Source organism: Pseudomonas sp. BN102, from assembly GCF_029871245.1.
Taxonomy (GTDB): Bacteria; Pseudomonadota; Gammaproteobacteria; order Pseudomonadales; family Pseudomonadaceae; genus Metapseudomonas.
In genome coordinates, this window is the sequence record NZ_SSON01000029.1 from 93,161 (window position 1) to 104,244 (window position 11,084).

Below are 11,084 nucleotides of genomic sequence, written 5' to 3' on the forward strand. Positions count from 1 at the left end.
TCAGGGCGTGACCTGGTACCCGCGCTGCTGCAGGCAGCTGGTGTAGGCCGAAGACGCGGAGCTGCTGGTCTGCTCGTTGGCGCGACGGTCCTGCCGGCGCTCCTGGCGCTGGCGTGAACCACCGACCACGGCGCCGGCGACCGCGGCGTCCTTGGCACGCTCCTGCCGGTATTCCTGCTGCACGTCGTCATCGATCCGGTCAAAGTCGTTGCTGCGCGACTGCGCGACTGCGGCGCCTGCCACGGCGCCCGTGGCGGCGCCCCGGACACGGCCGCCAGTCTGTGGCGTGGTGGTGGTCGTGGTGCTGCCGGCCTGGGCCTGGCAGTTGGCGATGTCCTGCTGGACTTGTTGTGACGTCTGGCCCTGCAGGGGCACGACGGTTTCGGCAAGGGCCGGCAGGCAGACGAGTGAGCCGAGCAACGCCCAGCGGCAGGAGGAGGAAATGCTCATGGTGCGACTCTCGAATGGATGAGTGGGCTGTGGCTGGCGCGGCGCCTGCCATGTTCTGTTCAGTCTGGTCGCCCGCGAACGGCTCGGTCCAACTGCCGACCAGTGGGTATCGGGGTTCATCCGGGCGACGTCCTTCAGGTAGCCTTGCGCACCCGCTAACCTCTTAGCACTACTCAGCACCGAGCCTGTCCATGTCCGACCTGCACCCCGCCGCCCTCGACGAAATCGACCGCCAGTTGATCGCCGCCCTGCAGATCAACGCCCGCGAGAGCGTGGCCATGCTGGCACGACGCCTGGGCATCGCGCGCACCACTGTGACCTCGCGCCTGGCGCGGCTGGAGAAGGCCCAGGTGATCACCGGCTACGGCGTGCGCCTGAGCCAGCGCGTGGCCGATGGCGGCCTGCAGGCCTATGTGGGGATCACGGTGAAGCCGCGCAGCGGCAAGGAAGTGCTGCGGCGCCTCACCGGCATGGCCGAGGTCCAGGTGCTCTGCGCGGTGAGCGGCGAGTTCGACTACGTGGCCTGGCTGCGCGCCGACTCGCCGGAACGGCTGGATCAGCTGCTGGACCTGATCGGCGGCGTCGACGGGGTGGAGAAGACCACCACCTCGATCATCCTCAGCTGCAAGCTCGACCGCGGGCAGCCGCTGGCACCAAGCGCCCCGTAGGTTGGCGCTGAGCGGAGCGAAGCCCAACATCTACGCAGAGGGATCGTTGGGCTTGGCGGAACTCAGCCCAACCTGCAGTTCTGCATCACGGAACAAACGCGCGCTACGCTGATGGATAGTCCAGTTCACGGCACATTCGTCACTCTGCAAATAATCTTCGTCGTTTTGCATGGCAAGACTGCCAAATGACGACACTCTGCGTCTTATGGACGAAATCGGCGCTCCCTAGAATGGCCCCACCACTGCCCAGCGCTGGCAGCTTCATTCGCTTCCGCCATCAAGGTCCATCAGTCATGAACAACAACAATCGCCACCCCGCCGACGGCAAGAAACCCATCACCATCTTCGGTCCGGACTTCCCCTTCGCCTTCGATGACTGGATCCAGCACCCGGCTGGCCTCGGCAGCATTCCCGCCGAGCATCACGGCGCCGAGGTGGCGATCGTCGGCGCCGGCATCGCCGGCCTGGTCGCGGCCTACGAGCTGATGAAGCTGGGCCTCAAGCCCGTGGTGTACGAAGCCTCGAAGATGGGCGGCCGCCTGCGTTCGCAAACCTTTGAAGGCACCGACGGCATCACCGCCGAACTTGGCGGCATGCGCTTCCCCGCCTCTTCCACCGCCTTCTACCACTACGTGGACATGCTCGGCCTGGAGACCAAGCCGTTCCCCAACCCGCTGACCCCGGCCTCGGGCAGCACGGTGATCGATATCGAGGGCAAGACCTACTACGCCGAGAAGCTTTCCGACCTGCCGGCGCTGTTCCAGGAAGTGGCCGATGCCTGGGCCGACGCCCTGGAAGACGGCGCCCGCTTCGGCGATATCCAGCAAGCCATCCGCGACCGCGACGTGAAGCGCCTAAAGGAGCTGTGGAACAGCCTGGTACCGCTCTGGGACGACCGCACCTTCTACGACTTCGTGGCCAGCTCCAAGGCCTTTGCCGAGCTGTCCTTCCACCACCGCGAGGTGTTTGGTCAGGTGGGCTTCGGTACCGGCGGCTGGGACTCGGACTTCCCCAACTCGATGCTGGAAATCTTCCGCGTGGTGATGACCGCCTGCGACGACAACCAGCACCTGGTCGTCGGCGGCGTGCAGCAAGTGCCGCTGGGCATCTGGCGCCACCAGCCCGAGCGCTGCGTGCACTGGCCGGCCGGCACCAGCCTGGCATCCCTGCACAGCGGCGCACCGCGTCCTGGCGTCAAGCGTATCGCCCGCGCCGCAGATGGCCGCCTGGCGGTCACCGACAACTGGGGCGACACCCGCCACTACGCGGCGGTGCTCACCACCTGCCAGAGCTGGCTGCTGACCACCCAGATCGAGTGCGAGGAATCGCTCTTCTCGCAGAAGATGTGGATGGCGCTGGACCGCACCCGCTATATGCAGTCGTCCAAGACCTTCGTGATGGTCGACCGGCCCTTCTGGAAGGACAAGGACCCGCAGACCGGCCGCGACACCCTGAGCATGACCCTGACCGACCGCCTCACCCGTGGCACCTACCTGTTCGACAACGGCGACGACAAGCCGGGGGTGATCTGCCTGTCCTACTCCTGGATGAGCGATGCGCTGAAGATGCTGCCGCACCCGGTGGAGAAGCGCGTGAAACTGGCCCTGGACGCGCTGAAGAAGATCTACCCGGACGTGGACATCGCCGGCCACATCATCGGCGACCCCATCACCATCTCCTGGGAGTCCGACCCGCACTTCCTCGGTGCCTTCAAGGGCGCTCTGCCGGGCCACTACCGCTACAACCAGCGGATGTACGCGCACTTCATGCAGGACGAAATGCCTGCCGAGCAGCGCGGCATCTTCATCGCCGGTGACGACGTTTCCTGGACCCCCGCCTGGGTGGAAGGCGCGGTGCAGACCTCGCTCAACGCGGTGTGGGGCATCATGAAGCACTTCGGCGGCAAGACGTCGGCGCAGAACCCAGGCCCCGGCGACCTGTTCGCCGAACTCGGCCCCATCGCCCTGCCGGACTGAGCCAGGAGATCTCCATGCGCATCGCCCTCTACCAGTGCCCGCCCCTGCCGCTGGAACCGGCGGCCAACCTCGAACGCCTGCAGCAGCGGGCGAGCGAAGCGGCCAAACGCGGCGCGGACTTGCTGGTCAGCCCGGAGATGTACCTCAGCGGCTACAACATCGGCCTGGACGCGGTCAGCGCCCTGGCCGAGCCCCGCGACGGCCCCTGGGCCGCGCGGGTGGCGGAAATCGCCCGCGAGAACGGCATCGCCATCCTCTACGGCTATCCGGAGCGCAGCGCTGAAGGGGCGATCTTCAACTCGGTGCAGTTGGTCGATTCCCACGGCCAACGCCTGGGCCACTACCGCAAGACCCACCTCTTCGGCGAACTGGACAACAGCATGTTCAGCGCTGGCGGCGACGACTTCCCGCTGCTGGAGCTGGCCGGCTGGAAGCTGGGGATGCTGATCTGCTACGACGTGGAGTTCCCCGAGAACGTGCGCCGCCTGGCCCTGGCCGGCGCCGACCTGGTGCTGGTGCCGACGGCCAATATGGAGCCCTACGACTTCGTCTGCGAAGTGCTGGTGCGTGCCCGCGCCTTCGAGAACCAGTGCTACCTGGCCTACGCCAACTATTGCGGTGGCGAGGGGGAGATCCGCTACTGCGGCCTCTCCAGCGTCAGCGCGCCGGATGGCAGTCAGGCGGCGGTGTGCGGCCGTGAGGAGACCCTGGCCTTTGCCGACCTGCGTCGTGACCTGCTGGAGAAGTCGCGCGCGAGCATTACCTACCTTCAGGATCGGCGGGCGGAGTTGTACCGGCCGCTGCTGTAATTGGGCCGGAATCCTGTCGGGGCGAATTCATTCACGAATGAGCGGCTAGGCCGCCCCGCAGGGTGGTGTCGAGGAACGATTCCCAACATTTCGCCCTGCCTGAATGTTGGGTTTCGCTTCGCTCTACCACAACCTACGTCGACGCCGCGCGACCTCGAGCCTGGCGTGTAGGGGCGAATTCATTCGCCATGCAGGACGAAGTCCTGCCGTAGGTTGGCGTCGAGGAACGAGACCCAACGTTGCGGTGGGAAAATCAGGTCAACGCCGCATGCGGCCCGGTGAGGTAATCCAGCAAACGGAACAGCGTCGGCACCAGGGCGCTGCACTGGGGGAAGCCGTCGCGGATGGCCGCTGCGTCCTCCACCGAGCCCGGCATTTCCAGGTCCGCCGCGCAGGCTTCCAGCATCGCCTCGATGCTGTCCGGCGTGCTCTCCAGATGGCACTGCAGGCCAATGGCGCGCTCTTCCCAGACAAAACCCTGGTTGGCACAGGCCGCCGAGCCGTAGAGCGGAATGGCGCCTAGCGGCAGGTCGAAGGTTTCGCCGTGCCAATGCATCGCCAGCAAACGCTGGGGCAGCATCCGCCCCAGGGGTGAGCGATCCGCCTCGACGCGTTTCTCCATCGGCCACCAGCCGATTTCCGCTTCGCCCTTGCGCACTTCCGCTCCCAGGGCCTGGGCCAGCAGCTGGCCGCCGAGACAGATGCCGAGCACCCTCTTGCCGGCATCCAGCACCTTGCGGATCAGCCGCTTCTCAGCCTTGAGCCAGGGCAGTTCGGCCTCGTCATGGACACTCATCGGGCCGCCCATGACGATCAGCAGGTCCAGGTCATCCACCCTGGGCAGGCGGGCGTTGGCGTACAGGGGGTAGGTCCGCACCCGCGCGGCGCGCAGGTCGAGCCACTGGCTGATGCGGCCGGGGCCTTCGAAGGGGGCATGCTGCAGGATGGCAACGCGCATGTCAGGCACTCTCCAGGGGTTTGCTTTTGGCCAGGGCGAAGGCGCGGCTAAGGCGCTTGAGCATCTCATCGACATTAGCGCGACTCACGGTCAGCGCCGGGGTGAAGCGCTGGCAGCACAGCTGCGGTGCGTTGCGCAGCAGCCCTTCCTGCAGGGCGTGATGATGGCGCTCCACGGCCTTCATCAGACGCAGGCTGGGGAGAGGGTCACGCATGCTCGGGGACCTCTTCGTGGCGGTACTCGATACCCAGCAGGCGCAGGCCTTCCGGACCCTGTTCGAGGATCCGGCGCAGCTCGCGGCGGCGCTGGATATGCAGGCTGAAGCCCTCCTCGCGGGGGAAGCGCTCGCGCAGCTCACGGGCCATCTCGACGTAGCGCGCCTGGCTGACGCTGAGTTCGGCGAGCAGTATCTGGTCGCGATGCAGGCTGATCCGGTAGTCGCTCATGCGCGCATGCCCTCCAGCGGCAGGCCCAACAGTCGGGCGGTCCAGTCTTCCACCTGCTGGGTGGCCAGACGGCGCGCGGCGGTGTCGCGCCAGCGGCTGGACAGCGCCTCGCACTGCTGCAATTGCTGTAGTCCGGCATGTTCCAGCGGGTAGTGGAAGAAGCTCTGGATGGCGTGGGCGACGGTCAGGCCGGGATAGCTGCGCTGGATCAGTTCCAGGCTGTCTTCGCGACTGACGAAGCCGGGGCGGATGACTCGGTAGAACCAGCCGCAGCGGCCGCTCTCCTGCACCTGCTCGGGCAGGCCGGGCATGTCCCAGCGGCGGCTCAGCCGATAGCAGGGCGAACGCGGCTGGCTGACCTGGATGAAGGCCTGGCCCCAGCGGAAGATGTCGCCGATGCACACCTGGTCTTCGGTCAGGCCAAAGGTGGACAGGTTTTCGCCAAAGCTCGGCGCCTTCCAGTCCAGGTGCCGGAAATGCTTGCGCCAGTGGCTGTAATGCTCGGCCGGGTAATGGTGCAGCGCACGTTCGGGACCGCCGTGGAAGCGCGGGTCGCCCTGCTCGTCGCTGCCCAGGCCCTGGGGCCAGAGCCAGAGGCGGCGGTCGACCGGCTGCTTGTCGATTGCACTGCACAAGCCGCCACCTATATCTTCAGCTTTACCTATGAAAACACCATGGACCACTAACCCGGACATTCGCCCTCTCCAGCGCGATAAACAGTCTCTACGCGGCATAGGCTATGGGCTACAAGAAACCGTGGCCATTTCGATTTTCCAGCTTTTTCGATAAGAGATGCTTATGGATTTTCGCCAGCTCCGCTACTTCGTCGCGCTCTACGAGGAAGGCCATGTGGGCCGCGCCGCCGAGCGCCTGAATCTGTCGCAACCGGCACTCTCCCAGCAGATCCGCCAGCTGGAGCAGAACCTGGACGTGAGCCTTTTCCAGCGCAGCGGCAAGCGCCTGCTGCCGACGCTGGCCGCGCACACTCTGTACAACCACGCCCTGCCGCTGCTGGACGGTCTGGAGCGCGCCCGCGAGGCCTTGCGCAGCTTCCGTGGCCAAGCCCCGCGCAGCCTGGCCATCGGCGTATTGCAGACGGTGAACGCGGCATTGGTGCCGATGCTGCTGGAGCGCTTGCGCGAGGCGCAGCCGCAACTGGTGGTGCAGATCTACGAGCTGTCCGGGCTGGATATCGAGCGGCGCCTGCTCACCGGCAACCTGGATATCGGTATCGGCTTCCTGCCGCCGCGCCAGCCAGGGTTGCACAGCCAGTTGCTCTACGAGGATGAGTTGCAGCTGGTGATCCCCACCGAGCACCCGCTGAAGGAGTTCAAGAAAGTCTCCCTGGGCCAGGCCGCCGAGTTGCCGATGCTGATGTTGGGCGAGGAGTTCCGCGTGCGGCAGATCTGGCAGGAACAGCTCGCCCTGCTCGGCCGCCGCCCCCATGTGCAGGCGGAGCTGAACCATATGGCCGGCATCCTCGACAGCCTGCCGCACACCATGCTGGCCACCGTGCTGCCCGGCCGCGCGCGGCAGATGCACGCCAACCAGGGGCTGCTGTGGAAGCCGCTCAGCGAGCCGCGCGTGCCGTTGAAGGTCGGGTTGGTGTTTCGCGATGCGCAGCGCCAGCAGGCGACGCTGGATTTGCTGCGCTCGGTACTGGAAGGGGTGGTGAGTCCGAAGAAGGACGTGCTGCTGTAGGAGCCGGCTTGCCGGCGAATGCCGCCCCGTTCGCGAGCAAGCTCGCTCCTACCAGGCGCTTCACCGTAGCTTTCGCAACCGAACACCGGAAAAAGAAAAACCCCGCCGAAGCGAGGTTTTGCAGACTGTGTCCCGACATCCCTGATCCGACCGCCATCCTGGCGGAAATCCGGCGTATCCCTGTTTTGCAGTGCGCTTCCTGCGCGACGTCCAATGAGGTGAAGATTAGCCATCGCCGCTCGGGCCCGGTAGGAGCCATAGACACCAGGGCGTGTAAGCCAATGCCTACACGATTTGGCAATGAGTACTGACCGGCTTATTACTCGCGCTGGCCGGAAGCCGATGGAGGACGAGGAACACCCGCAACAATCCGTCGCGGGTGGAGCGTTGTAATCCCATGGCACTCCCCAAGGTGGAAAGAAAAGCGTTTTCCACCCTACAGGTCACGGCACCTTGCGTAGGGTGGAAATTCGCAGGCTGCGTCGAGCAGGGTAATCCCATCATTCCGCCAATGAGCCACGTGCCTGACGCTGGTGCAGCAGCAGGATCAGCGCCAGCACCGGCAGGTTCTTGGTGAGGGGCCCGAAGGGATGTCCCCAGTAGCTCGGGTCGATCAGGCTTAGCAGCAGGCTGTAGAGCAGCACCACCGCGCCTTGCACCCTCAGGCAGGCCAGCGTTGCCCTGTCGCTGAGGAGCCAGAGCCCCAGGAGCAGATCAAGCGCGGCGCCCCCGTAAATGCAGAGATCTGCGAGGACGCCCTCGATATGCCCACCCGCGAGAATGTCGTAGCCAATCTGCCGACCGCTGGAGACCGAGACCAGGGCCGTGGCCAGCCAGAGTGCGACCAGGGCGAGACGGGCGAAGGTCCAGGCATGCATGGCGTCAGACCACGGGCAAGGGCTTGGCCACCATCAGCCAGAGCAGCAGCAGGATGGCGCTGAACGCCGGGATACCCAGGAGGACCCAGCGGCGCATCAACTTGTGGAACTCGATTGCCGGCTCGCCAGCGACCATCGCATGGGCGACCCGGCGCAGGCGGTACTGAATCACCACCACCGGCAGCCAACAGGCGCCAATGAAGAGGAACAGCGCCAGGGCGGCCAGGAACCAGGGCGAGCCGTAGCCATAGCCGGTGATCTCCATCAGCGCGATGCCGGTAGCGAACTGCAACAGCACCGCCGGCGCGGTGAACACCCAGTCGGCAATCACCACCAGCCGTGCAGTGCCTGCCACGAGGCGCGAGTCGCCGCTGCGCGAGGCCAGCAGCATGAAGAAGGCGATGCCGGCGCCGGTACCGATCAGCACAGTGGCGCCCAGCACGTGGAAGAACTTCGGCAGCAGGTAGGCACTCATTGGCTCACCCGGTGGTAGATGCCCAGCGGCGCCGCTTCGACATCGAAATCCGCCAGGCTGAAGAGTCCCAGGCAGGGCACTGCGCCCCGCTCCGCCAGCTCACCACGCAGCAGTTTGCCGGCAAGGATGATCGCCGACAGCGTCGGAATGTAGGGACCGATGCCATTCTCGGCGTAGAGGCTCCAAGTCAGGCGCTTCGGCCGGCCGTCGTGCCCGTCGCCGGTCAGCTCGATACGCATGCCGCCAATATCCGTGCCAAAGGCCACCAACGGTTGCCGAGCCTTGAGCATGGCCGCAGCCCAGGGCGACCAGTCGGCCACCAGGCCAGCTTTGGCCAGGCCAGCCATCGCCACCATGAAGTGATGCAGCAGCGGCAACTCCAGGCCCGCCTGGAAATGCACCGTGCGCACGCCGGCATAACGCTCGGGGAAGAGTTCCAGGTCGGGGATGTCGACATTGGCCAGCCAGCGCCGGCCCACTGGCCCGCCAAAATCCACGCGCCGCGCGTCCATCCAGCCACGGCGGTCACGCCAATGGCCGTTCTCCAGCGCCGGGAAGGGATGGCCGGTGTAGCTGAGAATGCCCTTGAGGGTGGCTTCTCCCACCTCGGCCTTGTTGCCGGGGGCGATGGCGAAGTCGATGGACTCCAGTTGGGAGAACTCGTCCCGAAAGTGGTCGATCAGCGTGGACGACAAGCCCGGCACCGAGCTGGCGCCACTGACCACCAACACATCCCGCTCCCTGGCTTCTGCATCCAGTCTGCGGATATCGCAGACATAGCGACGGCCGTCAGCCAGATCGATGTAGTGGGCGCCGGCCTGGATGCAGGCACGCGGAACGCGGTAGTCCTGCCCCTGAAAAGGACCGCTGGTGTGGATGACGACGGTGGGCGCGAGGGCGGCCAGGTCGGCGGGAAAGCCGGGAGAATCGATATCCAGTCGCGCCGGTTCGAAACGGGCACCTGGGGCAGCGCTTGACGCCAGATCGGCGCAACGCCTGGCTGCGCGCTCCAGGCTGCGTCCGGCGATGATGATCGCCAACCCCGGATGGGCCTTGCCCAGGTTCTCGGCGATCCGCTTACCGAAATTGCCGTACCCGCCCAGAATCAGCACCCGCGCCATTGAGCCAACCTCCTTGTGTGATGGCACATGGTAATTCAGCGCATCAATGCAGGCACTCTGCCCTTGTAGGAGCGCCCCCCAAAACACAAAGCCCCGCAGATGCGGGGCTTTGTGTGTCTGGAGTGCCGCTTAGAACTGCGCGGCGTCCAGCAGGTAGAGCGACTCGCTGCCGGCCTTGACCGAGGCGGTCAGGGAGTGGATGCGCGGCAGCAGGCGGGCGAAGTAGAAGCGCGCCGTGCCGAGCTTGCTGGCGTAGAACTCGTCCTGGACTTCCTTGCCCAGGGCCGCGCGGGCCATCAGCGCCCACATGTAGGCATAGGCGGTGTAGCCGAACACGTGGAGGTATTCCACCGAGGCGGCGCCGATCTCGTTGGGGTTGGTCTTGGCGCGGTCCAGGACCCAGGCGGTCAGCTCGTCGAGATTGGCGATGGCGGCCTTCAGCGGCTCGACGAATTCGCTCAGCTCGGCGGAGGCGCCACTGGCGAAGGCTTTGATCTCGTCGGCGAAGTGCTGGTAGAACGCGCCGCCGCTGCCCACCACCTTGCGGCCCATCAGGTCGAGGGCCTGGATGCCGTTGGTGCCTTCGTAGATCTGGGTGATGCGCACGTCGCGCACCAGTTGCTCCTGGCCCCACTCACGGATGAAGCCGTGGCCGCCGAAGACCTGCTGGCCGTGGACGGTGGTTTCCAGGCCGAGGTCGGTGAGGAAGGCCTTGGCCACCGGGGTCAGCAGGGCGACCATTTCCTCGGCGCGCTTGCGCACCGCGGCGTCCTCGCTGAACTTGGCGGTGTCCAGCTGCATGGCGACGTAGCTGGAGAAGGCGCGGCCGCCCTCGTTGGCGGCTTTCATGGTCAGCAGCATGCGGCGTACATCGGGGTGCACGATGATCGGGTCGGCGGCCTTGTCCTTGGCGACCGGGCCGGTCGGCGCCCGGCTCTGGATGCGCTCGCGGGCGTATTCCACGGCGCTCTGGTAGGAGCGCTCGCCGGAGGCCAGGCCCTGGATGCCGACGCCCAGGCGCTCGTAGTTCATCATGGTGAACATGGCGGCCAGGCCCTTGTTCGGCGCATCGACGATGTAGCCGGTGGCGCCGTCGAAGTTCATCACGCAGGTGGCCGAGGCCTTGATGCCCATCTTGTGCTCGATGGAGCCGCAGGACACCGCGTTCTGCTCGCCCAGCGAGCCGTCGGCGTTGACCATCACCTTGGGCACCAGGAACAGCGAGATGCCCTTCGGACCGGCCGGGGCGTCCGGCAGCTTGGCCAGCACCAGGTGGATGATGTTCTCGGTCAGGTCGTGCTCGCCGCCGGTGATGAAGATCTTGGTGCCGCTGATCTTGTAGCTGCCGTCGGCCTGGGGTTCGGCCTTGGTGCGGATGATGCCGAGGTCGGTGCCGGCATGGGGTTCGGTCAGGCACATGGACCCGGCCCAGACACCCGCGTACATGTTCGGCAGGTACTTTTCCTTCAGCTCGTCGCTGGCATGGGCGTTGAGCGACAGGCAGGCGCCGGCGGTCAGCATCGGGTAGAGGCCGAAGGACAGGTTGGCCGCGTTGACCATCTCTTCCACCTGCGCGGAGATCACCTTGGGCATGCCCATGCC

12 protein-coding genes and 1 pseudogene are annotated in these 11,084 nt (G+C 66.0%); 4 read left to right on the forward strand and 9 right to left on the reverse strand.

Annotated features, from left to right (window positions below; genetic code table 11):
- Positions 1 to 450: a hypothetical protein gene (locus E8F12_RS04260; RefSeq protein WP_280324052.1), complete on the reverse strand. Its 450-nt coding sequence runs from the start codon at positions 448 to 450 to the stop codon at positions 1 to 3.
- A 191-nt stretch (positions 451 to 641) separates the two neighbouring features.
- Between E8F12_RS04260 and E8F12_RS04265 the strand changes: the two genes are divergently transcribed.
- From E8F12_RS04265 to E8F12_RS04275, 3 genes are all read left to right on the forward strand, one after another.
- A complete protein-coding gene (locus E8F12_RS04265; RefSeq protein ID WP_280324053.1) occupies positions 642 to 1,118 on the forward strand; it encodes an Lrp/AsnC family transcriptional regulator in 477 nt (158 codons plus the stop codon).
- A 293-nt stretch (positions 1,119 to 1,411) separates the two neighbouring features.
- Positions 1,412 to 3,094, forward strand: coding sequence for an NAD(P)/FAD-dependent oxidoreductase (locus tag E8F12_RS04270; RefSeq protein WP_280324054.1), 1,683 nt, complete (start codon positions 1,412 to 1,414; stop codon positions 3,092 to 3,094).
- A 14-nt stretch (positions 3,095 to 3,108) separates the two neighbouring features.
- Positions 3,109 to 3,903 carry a carbon-nitrogen hydrolase family protein gene (locus tag E8F12_RS04275; protein ID WP_280324055.1) on the forward strand — a complete coding sequence of 265 codons (795 nt, stop codon included), beginning with the start codon at positions 3,109 to 3,111 and terminating at the stop codon, positions 3,901 to 3,903.
- Between the two features lie 253 nt (positions 3,904 to 4,156).
- Here the strand turns inward: E8F12_RS04275 and E8F12_RS04280 are convergent, their stop codons facing one another.
- From E8F12_RS04280 to E8F12_RS04295, 4 genes and pseudogenes are all read right to left on the reverse strand, one after another.
- Positions 4,157 to 4,861 (reverse strand): type 1 glutamine amidotransferase, encoded by a 705-nt coding sequence (locus tag E8F12_RS04280; RefSeq protein WP_280324056.1) that lies wholly within the window; start codon positions 4,859 to 4,861, stop codon positions 4,157 to 4,159.
- Between the two features lies 1 nt (position 4,862).
- Positions 4,863 to 5,009, reverse strand: a pseudogene (locus tag E8F12_RS04285) (aspartate aminotransferase family protein); the annotation flags it as partial.
- A gap of 58 nt (positions 5,010 to 5,067) precedes the next feature.
- Positions 5,068 to 5,307 (reverse strand): hypothetical protein, encoded by a 240-nt coding sequence (locus tag E8F12_RS04290; RefSeq protein WP_280324057.1) that lies wholly within the window; start codon positions 5,305 to 5,307, stop codon positions 5,068 to 5,070.
- The gene (locus tag E8F12_RS04295) at positions 5,304 to 6,002 is read right to left on the reverse strand and encodes an MOSC domain-containing protein (protein WP_280324058.1); all 699 of its coding nucleotides are present in this window, start codon (positions 6,000 to 6,002) and stop codon (positions 5,304 to 5,306) included. The genes E8F12_RS04290 and E8F12_RS04295 overlap by 4 nt, the downstream gene beginning before the upstream one ends.
- Positions 6,003 to 6,105: 103 nt before the next feature.
- Here E8F12_RS04295 and E8F12_RS04300 point away from each other — a divergent pair, with 103 nt between their 5' ends.
- Positions 6,106 to 7,008 (forward strand): LysR substrate-binding domain-containing protein, encoded by a 903-nt coding sequence (locus E8F12_RS04300; protein WP_280324059.1) that lies wholly within the window; start codon positions 6,106 to 6,108, stop codon positions 7,006 to 7,008.
- Positions 7,009 to 7,508: 500 nt separating this feature from the next.
- Here E8F12_RS04300 and E8F12_RS04305 read toward each other — a convergent pair whose 3' ends face one another.
- The 4 genes from E8F12_RS04305 to E8F12_RS04320 form a co-directional block, all read right to left on the reverse strand.
- Positions 7,509 to 7,886 carry a DoxX-like family protein gene (locus E8F12_RS04305; RefSeq protein ID WP_280324060.1) on the reverse strand — a complete coding sequence of 126 codons (378 nt, stop codon included), beginning with the start codon at positions 7,884 to 7,886 and terminating at the stop codon, positions 7,509 to 7,511.
- A 4-nt stretch (positions 7,887 to 7,890) separates the two neighbouring features.
- On the reverse strand, positions 7,891 to 8,361 hold the full coding sequence (locus E8F12_RS04310; RefSeq protein ID WP_280324061.1) for a DUF2269 domain-containing protein: 471 nt from the start codon (positions 8,359 to 8,361) through the stop codon (positions 7,891 to 7,893).
- Positions 8,358 to 9,482, reverse strand: a complete 1,125-nt coding sequence (locus E8F12_RS04315; RefSeq protein WP_280324062.1) for a saccharopine dehydrogenase NADP-binding domain-containing protein — start codon at positions 9,480 to 9,482, stop codon at positions 8,358 to 8,360. Before E8F12_RS04315 ends, E8F12_RS04310 begins: the two co-directional genes overlap by 4 nt.
- Positions 9,483 to 9,611: 129 nt before the next feature.
- A partial coding sequence (locus tag E8F12_RS04320; protein ID WP_280323468.1) for an acyl-CoA dehydrogenase C-terminal domain-containing protein occupies positions 9,612 to 11,084 on the reverse strand: 1,473 nt, incomplete at its 5' end.

Bases quoted from the DNA above. Each gene is read 5' to 3' on its own strand.
- E8F12_RS04260 (WP_280324052.1), bottom strand. From the start codon at position 450: ATGAGCATTTCCTCCTCCTGCCGCTGGGCGTTGCTCGGCTCACTCGTC.
- E8F12_RS04265 (WP_280324053.1), top strand. From the start codon at position 642: ATGTCCGACCTGCACCCCGCCGCCCTCGACGAAATCGACCGCCAGTTG.
- E8F12_RS04270 (WP_280324054.1), top strand. From the start codon at position 1,412: ATGAACAACAACAATCGCCACCCCGCCGACGGCAAGAAACCCATCACC.
- E8F12_RS04275 (WP_280324055.1), top strand. From the start codon at position 3,109: ATGCGCATCGCCCTCTACCAGTGCCCGCCCCTGCCGCTGGAACCGGCG.
- E8F12_RS04280 (WP_280324056.1), bottom strand. From the start codon at position 4,861: ATGCGCGTTGCCATCCTGCAGCATGCCCCCTTCGAAGGCCCCGGCCGC.
- E8F12_RS04290 (WP_280324057.1), bottom strand. From the start codon at position 5,307: ATGAGCGACTACCGGATCAGCCTGCATCGCGACCAGATACTGCTCGCC.
- E8F12_RS04295 (WP_280324058.1), bottom strand. From the start codon at position 6,002: ATGTCCGGGTTAGTGGTCCATGGTGTTTTCATAGGTAAAGCTGAAGAT.
- E8F12_RS04300 (WP_280324059.1), top strand. From the start codon at position 6,106: ATGGATTTTCGCCAGCTCCGCTACTTCGTCGCGCTCTACGAGGAAGGC.
- E8F12_RS04305 (WP_280324060.1), bottom strand. From the start codon at position 7,886: ATGCATGCCTGGACCTTCGCCCGTCTCGCCCTGGTCGCACTCTGGCTG.
- E8F12_RS04310 (WP_280324061.1), bottom strand. From the start codon at position 8,361: ATGAGTGCCTACCTGCTGCCGAAGTTCTTCCACGTGCTGGGCGCCACT.
- E8F12_RS04315 (WP_280324062.1), bottom strand. From the start codon at position 9,482: ATGGCGCGGGTGCTGATTCTGGGCGGGTACGGCAATTTCGGTAAGCGG.